The 14,800-nt window shown below is 64.7% G+C and carries 18 protein-coding genes; 3 read left to right on the top strand and 15 right to left on the bottom strand.

The window, feature by feature from the left end; genetic code table 11:
- Nucleotides 1–12: 12 nt before the first annotated feature.
- Nucleotides 13–234 carry a DUF2093 domain-containing protein gene (locus tag QM672_RS02790; RefSeq protein WP_105862435.1) on the top strand — a complete coding sequence of 74 codons (222 nt, stop codon included), beginning with the start codon at nucleotides 13–15 and terminating at the stop codon, nucleotides 232–234.
- Between the two features lie 93 nt (nucleotides 235–327).
- Here QM672_RS02790 and lpxK read toward each other — a convergent pair whose 3' ends face one another.
- The 6 genes from lpxK to QM672_RS02760 form a co-directional block, all read right to left on the bottom strand.
- Nucleotides 328–1,344 (bottom strand): tetraacyldisaccharide 4'-kinase, encoded by a 1,017-nt coding sequence (gene lpxK / locus QM672_RS02785; RefSeq protein WP_415080554.1) that lies wholly within the window; start codon nucleotides 1,342–1,344, stop codon nucleotides 328–330.
- Nucleotides 1,341–2,621: a 3-deoxy-D-manno-octulosonic acid transferase gene (locus tag QM672_RS02780; RefSeq protein ID WP_415080553.1), complete on the bottom strand. Its 1,281-nt coding sequence runs from the start codon at nucleotides 2,619–2,621 to the stop codon at nucleotides 1,341–1,343. Before QM672_RS02780 ends, lpxK begins: the two co-directional genes overlap by 4 nt.
- Entirely contained in the window at nucleotides 2,618–3,322 is a 705-nt protein-coding gene (locus tag QM672_RS02775) for a lysophospholipid acyltransferase family protein (protein ID WP_311943238.1), read from the bottom strand. The genes QM672_RS02780 and QM672_RS02775 overlap by 4 nt, the downstream gene beginning before the upstream one ends.
- A 28-nt stretch (nucleotides 3,323–3,350) precedes the next feature.
- Nucleotides 3,351–3,593, bottom strand: a complete 243-nt coding sequence (locus QM672_RS02770) for a DUF4170 domain-containing protein (protein WP_367626259.1) — start codon at nucleotides 3,591–3,593, stop codon at nucleotides 3,351–3,353.
- Nucleotides 3,594–3,711: 118 nt separating this feature from the next.
- Nucleotides 3,712–4,530, bottom strand: coding sequence for a 3'(2'),5'-bisphosphate nucleotidase CysQ (locus QM672_RS02765; RefSeq protein ID WP_415080552.1), 819 nt, complete (start codon nucleotides 4,528–4,530; stop codon nucleotides 3,712–3,714).
- 77 nt (nucleotides 4,531–4,607) lie between these two features.
- Complete coding sequence (locus tag QM672_RS02760; RefSeq protein ID WP_311943243.1) at nucleotides 4,608–5,126, bottom strand: GNAT family N-acetyltransferase; 519 nt, start codon at nucleotides 5,124–5,126, stop codon at nucleotides 4,608–4,610.
- A gap of 338 nt (nucleotides 5,127–5,464) precedes the next feature.
- On the opposite strand from QM672_RS02760, the gene QM672_RS02755 reads away from it, so the two are divergent.
- Together QM672_RS02755 and QM672_RS02750 are read left to right on the top strand one after the other, a co-directional pair.
- Nucleotides 5,465–5,830: a nuclear transport factor 2 family protein gene (locus QM672_RS02755; protein WP_415080551.1), complete on the top strand. Its 366-nt coding sequence runs from the start codon at nucleotides 5,465–5,467 to the stop codon at nucleotides 5,828–5,830.
- Nucleotides 5,827–6,669 (top strand): helix-turn-helix domain-containing protein, encoded by an 843-nt coding sequence (locus tag QM672_RS02750; protein WP_394311767.1) that lies wholly within the window; start codon nucleotides 5,827–5,829, stop codon nucleotides 6,667–6,669. Before QM672_RS02755 ends, QM672_RS02750 begins: the two co-directional genes overlap by 4 nt.
- 264 nt (nucleotides 6,670–6,933) lie before the next feature.
- On the opposite strand, the gene QM672_RS02745 is transcribed toward QM672_RS02750, so the two are convergent.
- From QM672_RS02745 to QM672_RS02705, 9 genes are all read right to left on the bottom strand, one after another.
- Nucleotides 6,934–7,269: an antibiotic biosynthesis monooxygenase family protein gene (locus tag QM672_RS02745; protein ID WP_149251786.1), complete on the bottom strand. Its 336-nt coding sequence runs from the start codon at nucleotides 7,267–7,269 to the stop codon at nucleotides 6,934–6,936.
- 18 nt (nucleotides 7,270–7,287) lie between these two features.
- Nucleotides 7,288–8,268, bottom strand: a complete 981-nt coding sequence (locus QM672_RS02740; protein ID WP_415080550.1) for a TonB family protein — start codon at nucleotides 8,266–8,268, stop codon at nucleotides 7,288–7,290.
- A complete protein-coding gene (locus QM672_RS02735) occupies nucleotides 8,265–8,726 on the bottom strand; it encodes an ExbD/TolR family protein (RefSeq protein ID WP_367626265.1) in 462 nt (153 codons plus the stop codon). Before QM672_RS02735 ends, QM672_RS02740 begins: the two co-directional genes overlap by 4 nt.
- Nucleotides 8,723–9,391 (bottom strand): MotA/TolQ/ExbB proton channel family protein, encoded by a 669-nt coding sequence (locus tag QM672_RS02730; RefSeq protein WP_394311761.1) that lies wholly within the window; start codon nucleotides 9,389–9,391, stop codon nucleotides 8,723–8,725. Before QM672_RS02730 ends, QM672_RS02735 begins: the two co-directional genes overlap by 4 nt.
- Nucleotides 9,392–9,458: 67 nt before the next feature.
- Nucleotides 9,459–9,890, bottom strand: coding sequence for a hypothetical protein (locus QM672_RS02725; RefSeq protein WP_415080549.1), 432 nt, complete (start codon nucleotides 9,888–9,890; stop codon nucleotides 9,459–9,461).
- Nucleotides 9,887–10,717: an ATP-binding cassette domain-containing protein gene (locus QM672_RS02720; RefSeq protein ID WP_311943259.1), complete on the bottom strand. Its 831-nt coding sequence runs from the start codon at nucleotides 10,715–10,717 to the stop codon at nucleotides 9,887–9,889. The genes QM672_RS02725 and QM672_RS02720 overlap by 4 nt, the downstream gene beginning before the upstream one ends.
- A complete protein-coding gene (locus tag QM672_RS02715; RefSeq protein WP_311943261.1) occupies nucleotides 10,714–11,700 on the bottom strand; it encodes an iron ABC transporter permease in 987 nt (328 codons plus the stop codon). Before QM672_RS02715 ends, QM672_RS02720 begins: the two co-directional genes overlap by 4 nt.
- A 73-nt stretch (nucleotides 11,701–11,773) precedes the next feature.
- Nucleotides 11,774–12,658, bottom strand: a complete 885-nt coding sequence (locus QM672_RS02710; RefSeq protein WP_311943262.1) for a heme/hemin ABC transporter substrate-binding protein — start codon at nucleotides 12,656–12,658, stop codon at nucleotides 11,774–11,776.
- Nucleotides 12,659–12,668: 10 nt separating this feature from the next.
- Nucleotides 12,669–14,798 (bottom strand): TonB-dependent hemoglobin/transferrin/lactoferrin family receptor, encoded by a 2,130-nt coding sequence (locus tag QM672_RS02705; RefSeq protein WP_311943264.1) that lies wholly within the window; start codon nucleotides 14,796–14,798, stop codon nucleotides 12,669–12,671.
- Nucleotides 14,799–14,800: the final 2 nt, after the last annotated feature.

The raw sequence follows: 14,800 nt of genomic DNA, 5'->3' as shown, positions 1-14,800 counted from the left end.
GCCAGCGCCTCCATGAACCGTCACGAAAGCCGCATGACTTTGCCCGGCGAAGCACAGGTCCAGTACCTCGATTCCGATTTCCGCATCCTCAAGCCGGGCAATTACGTGCGCTGCGCCGTGACCGGCACGCATATCCCGATCGATGAGTTGCGCTATTGGAACGTCGACCGCCAGGAAGCCTATGCCAGCCGCGAGGCCGTGCTGGAGCGGCTGAAAGGGCTCGGCGAGATCTGAGAATCCGGGTGCGCGGACGTCTCGTCCGCTCTTGGAAACAGCGCGCTTGCAGTCAAGCAAGAGCGGACAGGATGTCCGCGCTCCAAGGCGTCCTCACCCCGCCAGGCGGAAGCGCTTCACCAGGAAATCGTGCATTGCTTCCTCGTCGTCGAAGGAAAGCTGGATCGGCACGGTCTGGCTGATCGAGGCGAGGCCGATGCGCGCAGGGCCTCCTGTGAGGCGGGTCATATCCTTGGTCGTCGTCACCGGAACGAGCTTCGCGGCCTGTGCCCGCGCCGCGATCCTGGCCGCCTCCTCCTCACTGAAGGCATGGTGGTCGGCGAAGACCTCCGTCGCGGCGATGATGGCCCCCATATCGGCCAGGGTCTTGAAGAACTTCTCGGGACGACCGATGCCGGCAAAGGCCAGCACCCGCTTGCCGCGCAGAGACGGGGCTTGCGGATCGAGGCCGATGCGGGCCCGGAAGACGGCGACACTCGAGCCGCGGGCGAAATCATAGACGGCCGTTCCCGCATCGCCGGGCCCGATCACCACCACCGCCGAAGCAAAGCCGATCTGGTCATGGATATCGGCCCGCAAGGGGCCGGCCGGAAAGGCCAGGCCGTTGCCGATGCCCGTCTCGCCATCGACGGCGATGATCGAGCAATCCTTGGTGAGAGAGGGGTTCTGGAAGCCATCATCCATGATGATGATGCTGGCCCCCTGCTCGATGGCCAGCGCCGCACCGGCCGGCCGGTCGATCGACTTCACCGTCAGCGCCTTGCGCGCCAGCAGCAGAGCCTCGTCGCCAACCTTGTCGGCGGCAGCGTCGGGCTTGACCACCAGCGGCCCCTTCTCGCTGCCGCCATAGCCACGGGTGAGGAAGGCCGGGCGCTGGCCCGCCGCGATCAGGATATCGGCAACCGCCAGCGCCAGCGGCGTCTTGCCGGCGCCGCCAAGCGTGAAATTGCCGGTGCAGACCACGGGAACGCCGGCCCGGCTGCCTGGCTGGCGCATACGCGCCGCGACCTTTCCGCCATAGAAACGGGACAGCGGCATGAGCAGGCGGGCCAGCCAGCCCCGCGGTCGGTACCAGAAGGCCGGCGCCTTCAGGCTCATGCGCATGCTCATGGCCGCCCCGCCCCGAGCGGTAGCAGGGCAATGAGCGTCCGCTCCAGCGCCCCGGTCAGCGTCGCGATTGCCTTGGCGCCGCCGGCTGCGACGCGCTCGACCTCAGCCGGCTCGGCCAGCAGCCGCGCAACGGCACCGGACAGCTCAGCCGAGCCGTGCACGACCACGGCCCCCCCCATGCCATCGAGCGCGCCATAAGCCTCGACGAAGTTCTGGACATGGGGCCCATGCAGCACGGCTGCGCCGAGCTTGACCGGTTCGATCGGATTCTGCCCGCCCTTGCCGAGCAGCGACTTGCCCATGAAGACGATGCGGGCTAGGCGATAGAACACGCCCATTTCCCCAACCGTGTCTGCGACATAGACATCGTGCCGCACTTCCAGGGCAGTGCCCCGCGAGCGCAGGGCGACGTTCAATCCCTTTTCCCGCAAGGCTGCGGCGATCGCCTCGCCACGTTCGGGATGCCGCGGCACGATCAGCGTCAACAGGCCGGGAAAACGGTCCTTCTGTGCGGCATGCACCTCACCCGCCAGAGCCTCCTCCCCCTCATGCGTCACCGCCGCGAGCCAGAGCGGGCGACCCGCCACCGCCTGCCGCAAACCTTCGAGCACGCCGGGATCGGCGGGCGGCAGCGGTGCGTCGAATTTGAGATTGCCGGTGACCACGACGCGCGGTGCCCCGAGCGAGGCAAAGCGCCGTCCGTCATCCTCGCTCTGTGCGGCAATGAGGTCGAAGCGCCCGAGCAGCGCGGCGCTGGTGCGCGGCACGCGGCACCAGCGCGCGAAGGAACGCGGCGACATCCGCCCATTGACCAGCGCCAGGGGAATGCCCGCCGCCTTGATCTCGGCGATCATCCCCGGCCAGAGTTCCGATTCCAGGAAACAGACGAGATCAGGCCGCCAGTGCTCGAGGAAACGCCTGACATAGGCGGGAATATCGAGCGGCACGAACTGATGGATCGCCCCGGGCGGCAGGCGCTCCGCCATCAGGGCCGCCGAGGTGACGGTGCCGGTCGTCATCAGGATACGATAGCCTTCCGCCGCCAGGCGCGCAGCCAGCGGCAACAGGGTAATGGCTTCCCCGACACTGGCACCATGCAGCCAGGCCAGCCGCCCCTCGGGCCGAGGCCGGCCGGCAATGCCAAGGCGTTCGGACCGGCGCGAAGCATCTTCCTTGCCGCGGCGCTGGCGCTTGTCCAGCAACAGGCCGGCGAACGGACGAAAGCAGCTCGTCGCCAGCCGGTAGGCCCTGAGGCTGAGGGGAAGCGCTGTGCTCACGTACCTGCCTTCACGAAGGTTCGCCCGACCATGGCATAGGCGGTGCGATGCGCCGCATCGAGGGCGTTCTCGACCTCCAGGCGCTTCGCCTCCATCAGCGCCTTGTCGGCATCCTCGGGCACATGCACGAGATCACCGACCACGAAGGCGCCGCGCGAAAACGGCATGTTGATCACGGCCTTGTCCCAGGTCGAGAGCTGGATCATGTTCGAGGTCGCCACGGCGACCGGCACGATCGGCCGTCCCGACAGGCGCGCAAGCGTGACGATGCCGAGCCCGGCCACGCCGCCGGTGCGCGGCACGTCCGCCGTCACGCCCACCGACTGGCCGTCCTTCAGGGTGGCCACCAGCTCGCGCAGGGCCGCGGGACCGCCCTTGTGGTGCTGGCGCTGGGGCCTGCCACCCGAGCCGCGCACCAGGCCGAGCCCCAGACGCGTCACCGCAACCGCGTTGATCTCGCCGTCGCCATGGCGCGAGATCAGGATGCGGAACTCATGCCCCTCGCGGCGCATGAAGGGCACCAGGAAATGCTGCCCGTGCCACATCGCCACGATATAGGGATATTGGTCGCGAATGGGCCCGTAGAGATCGGCCGGACTGTCGGCAAAGCGGCTGGTGCCGTGCACGAGCTTCAGCCATGCGGCGAGGCCCTCGCCGATGGCCTTCTGCACGAAGCGGGATCGGCCGATATTCTTGATCATTCCAGGGGCCTATCATCGACCATGGTTATCAGCGCTTGGTCGTGTCGGTCGTCGGATCGAGCAGGCGATGCAGATGCACGATGAAATAGCGCATCTGGGCATTGTCGACGCTCGCCTGGGCCTTGGCCTTCCAGGCCGCCTGGGCGCTGGCATAATTCGGGTAGATGCCGACGATGTCGAGGCCCTGAAGGTCCTTGAACTCCACGCCTTCGATCGAGCTCAGCTCGCCGCCGAAGACCAGATGCAGCAATTGTTTCTGAGGTTCGCTCATCCCATGCTCCTATAGCGTTTTCCGGAAAATCTGACAGACTCTTAGATCAAGAAAACGCGTTAAAACAAATAGTTAGATCAAAATGACAATTCAGGGAAAAGTCATTTTGCTCTAAAACTCAGTTCATGCCCTCGAACAGGGCAACCAGGGCGCCCTGACGCTCCCGCCCAGCCATCACGAGCGGCCGGTGCACGGGGTCGGGGCGGTTATAGACGATGTCCCTGCCGGCCACGGTAGTGAGAAGCCCGCCGGCCTCGCTGAGAATGATATCGGCTGCGGCAATGTCCCAATCATGCGAGGATCCCGAAGCGAAAGCGCCGTCGACGCTACCCTCCGCCACCATGGCGATGCGCAGGGCCAAGGACGACATCGACGAGGCCCGCTCGACCCGCGGCAAGGCGCGTTGGGCCAGATCGAACATCGGCTTGGGGCCCGCCAGCGTGCGGATGGCAGCGAGAGCCCCTTGGCTGGCATTGAGCGCAACGCCGTTCTTGAAGGCGCCCAGGCCGCGACCGCCCGTATAGAGATCGCCATTGCTGGGACGCAAGAGCACGCCCGCCAGCGGACGCCCGGCCTCGACCAGCGCGGCCGAGATCACCCATTCGCCGTTGCCGGCGATGAAGCCGCGCGTGCCGTCGATGGGGTCGACCACCCAGACCTGCTGCTTGTCCAGCCGCTCGGCGGTGTCGACGGCTTCCTCCGACAGCCAGCCGACCGCGCTGGAGACGTGGCGCAGCCGCTTGGCCAGATGAGCATCGATGGCAAGATCGGCCTCGGTGACCGGCGACTTGTCGGCCTTGTCGAAGACACGGGCCCCTTCGCGCGCAAAGCCGAGCCCGATCTCGCCCGCTTCCCTCACAGCCTCGATCAGCAGAGGCAACGCCTCGCCCGCACTCAACCCCCGGGCCATACGCCCTGCCCCATCCTTCTCGATCATGGCTCGGATTTAGGCGAGCCGGCCAGTACGTGCAAGCGAGAACCATGGGTTCTGAGCGGTTGGCCACGCAAGGCGTGTCAGCGGCGTCGCCGCGGCACGTGATAAATCACGGCGGTATATTTCCTGTCACGCCGCTCGGCCGCCGGGATTCCACCCAGGCCCTCGGCAATCCGGCGGCTTGCCAGATTCGCCTCTGCGACGGGATATTCGAAATATCGCACGGCCGGGTCCTCGGACGCCCAGTCGGCAATCGCAGCGACAGCCTCACGGCCATAGCCGCGCCCATGTTCGTCTTCCCGGATCCAGATACCGAGTTCCGGCGTCTTGCTCGCGGCCCGATGCAGCCCTGCCAGGCCGAGAAACAGTCCATCCCGCCGGCGGACGACGAAAATGTGATCGCTGCCCACCTCGGCCAAGGTCTCCCAATTGCGCCAGATCGAGGCAAAGGCCTCGCGTGACGGCAAAGGCTCCCATGCCATGAAACGCGTCAGGCTCGGCGTGATGCAGGCAAAGATCTCGTCGGCGTCATCGGGTGTGAAGGACCTGAGCAGAAGACGTTCGCTGACAAGGCCGGCGGGCGGTGGATCGAGGGACACAGTGTTCTCCGCTCACGAAATTGCGGCCTGCCGACCGAAACATCCCTGTCGCCGCTTGCGGTTTTCATGAAAGCGGATTTGGAGTGTCAGCCTCTGGCTGACATCTTGAAGAAAGGAAACAAGATGTCAGCCAGAGGCTGACACTCCGTGTTTCCTGCAACCTTGTAAACAGGCGCGACCGGAAGGCCAGGACATGTCGACAACGACGATAATGTGCCTTCGGAAAGATTCGTCCAGAAAGACCGCCTTGATTACCTGGCGCGTAATTGAGACGCCCCCTTCTCCCGGCCATGCTGAGCGGGCCTGAAGCAATCAGGCCTGCCAATAGGAACATGTCGATGACCGATCCCGCCACCATTGCCCGTATCTATATCGCCACCTGGAACGAGACCGATCCTGGGCGCCGGCGCGCCCTGCTGGATGCCTCCTGGACGCATGACGCCCTCTATGTCGACCCGCTGATGCGCGGCCAGGGCCATGACGAGATCGATGGCCTGATCGCAGCCGTGCAGCAGCGCTTCCCCGATTTTCTCTTCTCCCTGATCGGCGAGGCGGACGGCCATGGCGATCAGATCCGCTTCTCCTGGCAGCTCGGTCCGGAAGGCGCCGATGGGCCGATCAAAGGCACCGACTTCGCCCGGCTCGACCAGGGGCGGCTGCGCGAAGTGAATGGCTTCCTCGACCAGGTCCCGGCAGCGGCATGAGCGCCCGTGGCAGCATCCAGGTCGCCCGCCGACCGGGCGGCTCGCCGCAGGCGAGGGCCCCCCGGGGAGTCGGCGACCATCTGCGCGCCTGGCGCCAGCATCGCCGCATGAGCCAGCTCGATTTCGCGCTGGAGGCGGAAATCTCCCAGCGCCATCTCAGCTTCATGGAAAGCGGCCGTTCCAAGCCAAGCCGCGAGATGGTGCTGCATCTGGCCGAGAGGCTGGAAGTGCCGCTGCGCGAGCGCAATGCCCTGCTGCTCGCGGCCGGTTACGCACCGGTCTATCAAGAGCGCGGGCTGGATGATCCGGCCCTCGCCCCGGCCCGCGAGGCGATCGACCTGGTGATCGGCGGGCATGAGCCCTACCCCGCCCTTGCGGTCGACCGCCATTGGACGCTGGTCGCCGCCAACAAGGCGATCGCACCCTTGTTGGTCGGAGTTGCCGACAAGAGCCTGCTGGAGCCGCCGGTCAATGTGCTGCGCCTCGGCCTGCATCCCGGCGGTCTCGCGCCCCACACCGCCAATCTGCCCGAATGGCGCGATCATCTGCTCGAGCGCCTGCGCCAGCAGATCGCCGTCAGCGGCGACGAGATCCTCGCTCGTCTCCTCGAGGAACTTTCCGCCTATCCGGTTCCGGCTTCGCGCAGCAAGCCCCGCGCCGATCTCGGCGGCATCGTCGTGCCCTTCGAGCTCAGGACACCGCAGGGCCTGATGTGCTTCTTCTCCACCACCACCGTGTTCGGCACGCCCGTCGACATCACCCTGTCGGAGCTGGCGCTGGAATGTTTCTACCCCGCCAACGCCGAGACGGCGGAGATCCTCAAGCGGACGGTGCTGTGAGAGGAATCGCTACTTCTGGGATCACATCCCTGCCTGCCTTTAGAGCACTTCGACCGTTTGAGAAGAAGAGCAGGCAATCGCGACATGCAAGCATGTCACTGAGATGCCTGCGATGCCAGACGAGCATCTCTCACAAGGCAGTGCATAGAAAACGGGCGGGTTCCTGCCCTGGTCTCCCCGGAAGCTGGAGGTCGCCTTCTCCCGGGAGGACGAGGCCGAAACCCGCCCGTCATTCCCCTCGTAGCGGGGGGAAATGCGTGATGATCAGGCCGCCTTGCTCTCAGTCGGCGCATCCAAAGTCTGCAAGACCTCGAAACCTTCGAAGACGGGGTGGCCGAGCGTCAGCGCCGGGCCCTTGCCGGCATTACGATGCGACAGGCGGAAAGCCTCCGACTGAGTCCAGGCCTCGAAATCGGCCTTGGACCGCCAGACCACATGCGAGGAATACAGGACATGGTCCTCCCGCTCCGGCCCGCGCAGCAGGTGGAAGGAGACGAAGCCGGGCAGCTTGTCGATATGCACTTCACGATCGCGCCAGACGGTCTCGAAATCCGCGGTGGATTCCTTCTTCACCTGGAAGCGGTTCATGGCGATGAACATGGGTGGTTCCTTTCGTTGTTAGGATCTTGGACATTGAACGGGGACGATGCGCGAAACGGCGCCTCCCGGTGGAGGCGGCGGCGATATTCCGCGGACGGCCGCCAGCGCGGCTCTGTCCAGTGCAGAGTCCCCCGACGGGCTGCTGAGACGTACGCTGCCAACGCTACCCGATGCGGAGACATTGAAGCCAACATTGGCACGCCTGCCACCTTGGCACGCGATTCCGCCCATGGCCCTCACGCGACTATTCACGGCCGCGACAAGAATGGCATTGTATTTTTTCACCGCAGCACCATTGGTTCGGGCACTGTCGGCGACACCGATGTCCGACATCGCCCCCTCTCCGCCTTTCTGCGCATGGCGAGTCTGCGTGGTCGTATCGAGCTTGGCCAATCGCTTGACCTCCGGCTTATCCTTGACCGGCGTTTCGACCGCCTTCGTCTTCAAGGGTTGCTCTTTAGGCTTCTCAACCTTTTTCTTGGGCTTTTCCGGAATGGGCTTCTCGATCATCGGCTTTTTCGGCTCCGTCACCGTCTCGCTCCGCACAGTGTCGGGAACGGTTGCAACGGTCGCGCTGGGCTGCGTCGACGTTGTGGTGACGACGTCAGGCACCAGCGCTGCCATCCTGTCCGGCTCGACAGGCGTCGGGAGAGCCTCTTCGGCCACCTGTACGGGCGGGGATTCCGCGCTTTGCTCGTGAGGCGCCGCGGGCTCGGCGGCGACCGCATCGGGCGATATCTCGGTGACGGTATCCTCGGTCAGCGCCTCGCTCTCGGCTACCGGCGAGACGACCTCCTGCGACAGCGGCGAACTTACCTCGTTTACGGCATCATTCGAAGGCGCTGGCATCAGCGATGCCTCGATCGGGCGATTCAAGCGCGTTTCCACGCCGTCATGCGGCACCATCACCCAGGCACCGGCGAACGCCGTCAGATGCAGGAGCGCCGCTCCCGCGATCATGCCGACCCGCCAATCCCTGAAGATGTCGGCCGACGTCATGGCTGGGCAGCCGCCTTGTCGGCCTTGCCGATGAAGGCAAGTTGGCTCACGCCGTTGCGGCTGAGATCGGCCATCAGATCCAGCACCTTCTCATAGGGCACGCTGGCGTCGGCGCGGATATGCGCCATCACCTTGGGATCGGCGGCGAGACGGGCACGGATATCGGCATCGAAAGCCTCGCCGCTGCGGGCGTCCTGCCCGATATAGAGCGAGCCATCCGCCTTGATGGAAACCACCAGCGGCTCCTTGGTGGGCGACATCGCCGCCACGCCGCTCGCCTTGGGCAGATCGACCTTGACGCCGGCCGCCAGCATGGGCGCCGTCACCATGAAGACGATGAGCAGCACCAGCATCACGTCGACGAAGGGCGTCACATTGATGTCTGAAACGGCCTTGGGCGCCCAAGACCCATAGCCAGACGCTTCGCCGCCTTCGGGCTCGTGGAGGGAGAAGCTCATTCTGCCGCCTCCCTGAAGCCAATGGCCTTGGCGGACGTTCCGCGGCGGGCCGCCATGGTTTCCGCTTCGCGGCGCAGGACCTGCTCGAACAAGCGGCCGAGGCCGGCCATGCCTTGCGACAATCGATTATAGGCGATCAGAGCGGGAATGGCCGCAACCAGGCCGAGCGCCGTGGTGAACAGCGCTTCGGCAATGCCCGGAGCAACGGTGGCCAGCGAGGTGTCGTTGGCGCCGGCAATGGCGGAGAAGGAGTTCATCACGCCCCACACCGTGCCGAACAGCCCGATGAAGGGCGTCACGGCGGCAATGGTGGCGAGGATCGACAGACCGGCATCGCTGGCGCCGACCAGCCCGCCGGCCGCCTCGCGCATGGCTCGCTCGATCCGGGCTCGATATTCGCCGCCGGTTTCGCCGGGCACGGCAAGCCCGGCCGATTGCTCGCCCTGCGCATGCAAGGCCTGCCCTACGGCCGGCGCCGCGCCGAGGCCCTTGGCCGTTGCGGCTTTCAGCAGCCGACGCAGCTTCGCCTGCCGCCTCACCGTCTCGAAGCTCAGGCCCCAGGACAAGACCGAGGAGATCACAAGGATCAGCATGACGGCCTTCACCACCGGATCGGCGTTGAGCAGCATATTCACGAAGGAAAAATGCGTGGCGGTTTCGGTCATGGCACTCTCGCTCTCACTCTTTGTTTCGACGCCTGTTTGAACCAAGCCTCAATTGAAGAATTCGGCCTCACTTGAAAAATTTAGGTCCGGCCTTCGAACTGACACTGACCGCCTCGAGGCAGGAAGGAGCCCCTGCCTTGCCATTGGTGAACTGGCAGCTCGGCACGTCGTTGAGCAGGATGCTGCCGATGCCCTCGCAGGCGAGCCCGGCGACGTCGAAAGCCTTGACGATGGTCTTGTTGGCCGGGATCGGGGCGAGATCGACGGCCAGCCGCTTGGCGACCACGCCGTCCGCTCCAAACATCACCAGATCGGCACGCAGGCTCTGCGCCGCTTCCGCGCGTCCGTTCACCAGCACCATGGTCAGCCGGCAATTACCGTTCTGGGTCTCGAGCTTGTTGAGGTCGATCGACACATCGGCAGCCAGGGCCGGCAGGGGTGCCAGGAAAAGCATCGTCGCGGGTGCCAGTACGGCAGCGAAGCGGGACAATTTCGTCATGCGGCTTGGTCCTGTGGAACGGCGTGCATGATGCTGGGGCCGCCATCCTGGATGGCGGTACCCACACGCACCTTGAAGACACGCTCGATGAGGGAAGGGGTAAGGGTTTCAGCCATGGCGCCCTGCGCCGCAATGCGGCCGCGATCGAGCACCAGCGCATCGTCACCATAGATCGAGGCCAGCGTCAGGTCGTGCAGGGTGACCACCACGGTCGCGCCCTGCTTGGCCAGTTGCCGGGCCTGGCCGAGCAGGCGGTGCTGGTGTTCGGGATCGAGGCTGGACACCGGCTCGTCCAGGATGACGAGATGCGGCTCGCCTGCCTGGCTGCGGTCGAAGATCTGCGCCGCGGCCTTGGCGAAGGCCACGCGCTGGCGTTCGCCGCCCGAGAGCATGGTAACGGGTCGGCGGGCCAGGGCTGCGAGATCGGCGCTGGCAAGCGCTGCCGCAATCGCTGCCTTGTCCCGCGCGGCGCGCGGCGTACCGGCATGGCAAAGCCGGCCCAGGGCCACGATGTCCTCGACGCTGTAGGCAAAGGGACAATCGAAATGCTGCGCCATATAGGCACGTTGAGCCGCCATCGCAGCCGGGCGCAGGCCCGTGAGCGGGACCCCGCCGAAGTCGACCCCGCCGCTGGCCGGTTTGATGGCTCCGCCGATCGCGGCGAGCAAGGTCGTCTTGCCGGCACCGTTCGGCCCCATCACGATGAGAACGCGGCCTGATACCGCTGCGAACGAGATGTCGTGCAGCACCGGGCGGCCATTGCGCTCGACCTTGAGATCGCGGACTTGGAGATCGCGGACTTGAAGATTGCCGAATTGAAGGCTCATGCGCGCTGGGCCTTCTTCAGAATGGCGATGAAGACCGGCCCGCCGATCAGGCTGGTGACGAGACCGATCGGCAGCTCAGCCGGCGTGATCGCGACCCGGGCCACCGTATCGGCCGCCACCACCAGTGCAGCTCCCAGCAGGGCCGAGGCCGGCAGTACGAAGCGGTAGCGTTGCCCGCCCAGCAGGCGCACGCAATGGGGTGCGATCAGGCCGACGAAACCGATCAGGCCGGTAAAGGCGACGGCCGCGCCGATCGCCAGGGCTGTCGCCGCGATCACCATGCGCTTGAGATGGACGGTGTCGACGCCCGAAAGAAAGGCCTCGCTTTCGCCGAGCGTGAAGGCGTCGAGCCCACGCGCCTGTTGTGCGAGCAGCACGGCCGCAATTGCGAGCGCCACGCCCGCCGCCAGCACGGCGATCCAGTTGGCACCCGAAAGCGAACCCATCATCCAGAACTGGATCGAGCGGAGCTGGGCGTCGTCGGCGATGGTGATGAACAGGCCGATCAGGGCCATGGCCAAAGCGTTGATGCCGATGCCCGCCAGCAGGAGATTGGCGATGCTGACATGGCCGTCGCGATCGCGCGCGATGCGATAGGTGATCACCGTGGACAGGCCACAGGCCGCCGCTGCCGCGGCGGGCAGCGCATAGCTGCCGAGGCCGCCGGTGCCACCGACATGCTCCAGCAAGACGATGCCGGCGACCACGGCGAGGATGCCGCCGGACGCCGCCCCCGTCAGCCCGGGATCGGCCAGGGGGTTGCGGAACAGGGCCTGCATACCGGCCCCGGACATGGCAAGGCCGGCTCCGACCAGCATGCCCAGCAGCACGCGCGGCAGGCGAATGTTGACCAGGATACCCGAATAGAGATCCCAGCTACCCGTCGCCGTCGAGAACCAGGTCGAGACCGGAATGCGCACGCCGCCGAAGCTGAGGCCCATGGCCAGGACCGCCGCCAGCAGCAGCGCGAGGCCAGCCTGCACCAAAGCCTCCCGCCGGTGCGGCGAGAGGCCTTGGGCAAGGCTTCGCGGTGTGACTTGCACCAGACTCATCATCCTACCCCGAGAACCGATCCGGATGCAGGCGCCGCGCCAGCGACTGGATCTGCGTGGCCGCCGACGGTCCGAAACTGAACAGCGTGGAAAGGTCGGTCTCGACCAGCCGGTCGGGCTTGCCGGCAAAGGCCGAGGTCAGTCCCAATTGATCGAGAAAGGCCGTCGCCCCGCCCGTATTGGCAACGACCGCGCTGTCGGCCAGGACGAAATCCGGCGGCGTGGCAGCGAGCACCTCGCGCGACACTGGCTTGAACAAGGGGAAATCGCCGAAGGCATTGGCGCCGCCGGCCAGGGCGTAAGTGGCATCGACCAGCCCCATCTTGCCGCCCGCCATCGGCGTGCCGCCGTCGATGGAGCGGATGAAGCCGATCTTGGGATGGCTGGTGATGCCGTCAAGGCGCTTGGCGACATCAACCATGGTGGCACTTACCGTCGCAGCCAGCGCCTCGGCATCCTTCTCGCGGCCGAGCAAGGCGCCGACATGCTTGATCTTGGCCGCCATGCCCTCCCCGTTCAGGGGGAAGGAGACGATCTCGATGCGCAGTCCCGTGCTGCGCAACTGCTCCACCGCCGTCGGCGGTCCCAGATCGCGATTGGCGATCAGGAGGTCCGGCTTGAGGGAGAGGATGCCTTCCACCGAGATCTGCCTGAGATAGCCGATGGATGGCAGCTTGGTCACCTCGGCCGGGGCCTTGGATGTGGAATCGACGCCCTGGATGACCGAGACGCCGGCCAGCCTGGCCACGATCTCGGTGACATCCGCGCCGGCACAGACCACGCGCTGGATGCCTTCGGCGCGCGCGACGGACGGCAGGGCCAGCAAGGCGAACGCACCGGCCAGGGCTCCACCTAGGATACCACGACGATTGAGTTCGGAATTTCCCATCACCGCCCCCTCACTTGCCTGCGAGCTTGACGGTGAGCGCGAACTTCGCCGCCAGGCCGGTGGAGTAATCGGAATTGAGGAACGCCTTGTAGCGGCGGTCGAAGATGTTATCGACCGCCAGGCTGGCGCTGACATTGTCGCTGTATCTGTAGCTGGCGAAGACGTCGACCAGGCCATAGCCCCCGCTGGGCTCGTCCACCTTGCGGGACGTCGCTCCGACCAGGGTGACGCGTGAACCGATCGTCAGGCGGTCATCCAGAAAGCGCAGGCCCACGGTGCCGCTGACCTTGTTGGGCGCCACGGTGTTGAGCGGCAGGTCGGTGGACGTGTTCTTGCCATTGGTATGCGAGCCCGCAATCGAGACGAAGCCGCCGCCCCAATCATATGCCGCCTCCAGTTCGACACCCATCAGGCGCGCCTTAGCGATGTTCACATATTGCAGCGACCGAATTGGGAAACAAAAATATGGGGGTCCGAATGGAGGGACAGTCGAGCAAATTCCAGGAGGAGCGCCAGGAACACCGGGAACGAAATAGGCATTTCCGACATTTGCGGTATCGATGTAGTTGTCGACATTGTTCACGAAGCCCGTGATCTTGGCTCGGAAATTGTCACCCCCGCGAAAGACATTGTCATACTTTATATTGGCACCCGCCTCGATATTCCGCCCGACTTCCGGCCGCAGATTGGGGTTTGGCAAAATAAAGAAGGCTGGGAACGGGTGCACTCCGGAAATCAACGTCTCCGAAAGAGATGGTGCGCGATAACCTTCCGCATAAGTACCATAGAGCTCGATGCCCTTGATCGGTGTTACACCGATAGTAAGTTTCGGTGACCAATGCGAGCCACTCGAATTGTATCTCCCGCCTTCCAACTTGTAGTCGTCGTAACGTAAGCCAGCCTGCACACGCAGCCAGTCGCTATAACGCATTTCATCTTGAATATAAGCGCCGAGCAGTCGCCTGTCGCCAGACGGCGTGAATGCTGAGACATAGCCGCCCGCCTGATCGTGAACCTTGACCTTGTCGAATGCAGCATCTCCGCCATAGGTCAGGGTATGATCAATCACGCCTGTCGAAAAGCGCGAGGTATTGTATATGTCGAAACCAACAGTTCCGATGCGGTCGTTGATTTTATCACCCGGCTTCGCACCAAGGCCCGCATAGGTTTCGTCCGGGCGTATCAAAGTCTGCTCGTTCTCGGTTTCCGAGTAATAGACTTTCGCGTTGAAATTAATCCAGGGATTGTCCGGGCTTTCGAATTTATACCCTGCCGTGAGAGTCGACGTATTCACGTCGTTCCGAAAGCGTGATCCTTCTCTACTTGTACCATTGTTTGTAAAATCAAACTTCTGACTTAGGGCACTCAAGCTGATCGTCTGCCCATCACCAGGGTGATAATTGAACTTCAGCAAGCCACCAAAATTGTCTCTGTTGCTGTCACGAACGCGATCGCCGGCGCCGTCGCGATAGTCGCCGGCGCCGCGATAGATGAACTGGCCATAGATGTCGGCGACCGTGCCGAAGCGCATGCCTGCCGAGGTCGAGGTGAAGGCGCCAAGACCATTGGAGGACACGCCGACCTTCTGCTCCACGCCCCAGTTCTGGTCCGGAGTCAGGATGGAATCGATGCCGCGGGTGGTGAAGGAGGCCACGCCGCCGATAGCGCCCGAGCCGTAGAGATTGGAGATCGGCCCGCGCACGATGTCGATATTGTCGATGAACTCCGGCTCGAGATAGAAGCTGCCATTCGCGCCATGGCCGGAGATTTGGTAGTCCTGCCGCGCACCGTCGACCAGCACGTTGACGCGGCCAAAATCCTGCAGGCCGCGAATGTTGATCGACTGCATCGGGTCGTTCGAACTCACCTGCGTGGCGACGCCCGGCACCGTCTTCAACAGATCCGAAACCGAAGCGGGCTGGGCCCGGTCGATCTCTGCCTGGGTGATCTGGCTGACACCACCCAGCGTGTCGATCAGCTTCTCCGAAGTCTTGGTCGCCGTTACCGTTACGGTATCGAGCACCACCGGCTCGTCGGCCGCGGCAGCCTGGCCGGCAGGAGCCTGCTGGGCGCGCGCCAGCGTCACGCTTCCCGCCAGCAAGGCAAGAGCAGCTACTGTCGCAAGGCTGCGACTGCGCATGT

It is taken from the genome of Labrys sp. (in: a-proteobacteria) (genome assembly GCF_047605565.1).
Lineage (GTDB): Bacteria > Pseudomonadota > Alphaproteobacteria > Rhizobiales > Labraceae > Labrys > Labrys neptuniae.
The sequence above is the reverse complement of the archived record's forward strand: the minus strand, read 5'-3'. Positions and strand labels throughout refer to the sequence as shown.

What these genes read in the sequence shown, in the direction of transcription:
- QM672_RS02790 (WP_105862435.1), top strand. Translation starts at nt 13, where the DNA reads ATGAACCGTCACGAAAGCCGCATGACTTTGCCCGGCGAAGCACAGGTC.
- lpxK (WP_415080554.1), bottom strand. Translation starts at nt 1,344, where the DNA reads ATGAGCATGCGCATGAGCCTGAAGGCGCCGGCCTTCTGGTACCGACCG.
- QM672_RS02775 (WP_311943238.1), bottom strand. Translation starts at nt 3,322, where the DNA reads ATGATCAAGAATATCGGCCGATCCCGCTTCGTGCAGAAGGCCATCGGC.
- QM672_RS02770 (WP_367626259.1), bottom strand. Translation starts at nt 3,593, where the DNA reads ATGAGCGAACCTCAGAAACAATTGCTGCATCTGGTCTTCGGCGGCGAG.
- QM672_RS02765 (WP_415080552.1), bottom strand. Translation starts at nt 4,530, where the DNA reads ATGATCGAGAAGGATGGGGCAGGGCGTATGGCCCGGGGGTTGAGTGCG.
- QM672_RS02755 (WP_415080551.1), top strand. Translation starts at nt 5,465, where the DNA reads ATGACCGATCCCGCCACCATTGCCCGTATCTATATCGCCACCTGGAAC.
- QM672_RS02750 (WP_394311767.1), top strand. Translation starts at nt 5,827, where the DNA reads ATGAGCGCCCGTGGCAGCATCCAGGTCGCCCGCCGACCGGGCGGCTCG.
- QM672_RS02745 (WP_149251786.1), bottom strand. Translation starts at nt 7,269, where the DNA reads ATGTTCATCGCCATGAACCGCTTCCAGGTGAAGAAGGAATCCACCGCG.
- QM672_RS02740 (WP_415080550.1), bottom strand. Translation starts at nt 8,268, where the DNA reads ATGACGTCGGCCGACATCTTCAGGGATTGGCGGGTCGGCATGATCGCG.
- QM672_RS02735 (WP_367626265.1), bottom strand. Translation starts at nt 8,726, where the DNA reads ATGAGCTTCTCCCTCCACGAGCCCGAAGGCGGCGAAGCGTCTGGCTAT.
- QM672_RS02730 (WP_394311761.1), bottom strand. Translation starts at nt 9,391, where the DNA reads ATGACCGAAACCGCCACGCATTTTTCCTTCGTGAATATGCTGCTCAAC.
- QM672_RS02725 (WP_415080549.1), bottom strand. Translation starts at nt 9,890, where the DNA reads ATGACGAAATTGTCCCGCTTCGCTGCCGTACTGGCACCCGCGACGATG.
- QM672_RS02720 (WP_311943259.1), bottom strand. Translation starts at nt 10,717, where the DNA reads ATGAGCCTTCAATTCGGCAATCTTCAAGTCCGCGATCTCCAAGTCCGC.
- QM672_RS02710 (WP_311943262.1), bottom strand. Translation starts at nt 12,658, where the DNA reads ATGGGAAATTCCGAACTCAATCGTCGTGGTATCCTAGGTGGAGCCCTG.
- QM672_RS02705 (WP_311943264.1), bottom strand. Translation starts at nt 14,798, where the DNA reads ATGCGCAGTCGCAGCCTTGCGACAGTAGCTGCTCTTGCCTTGCTGGCG.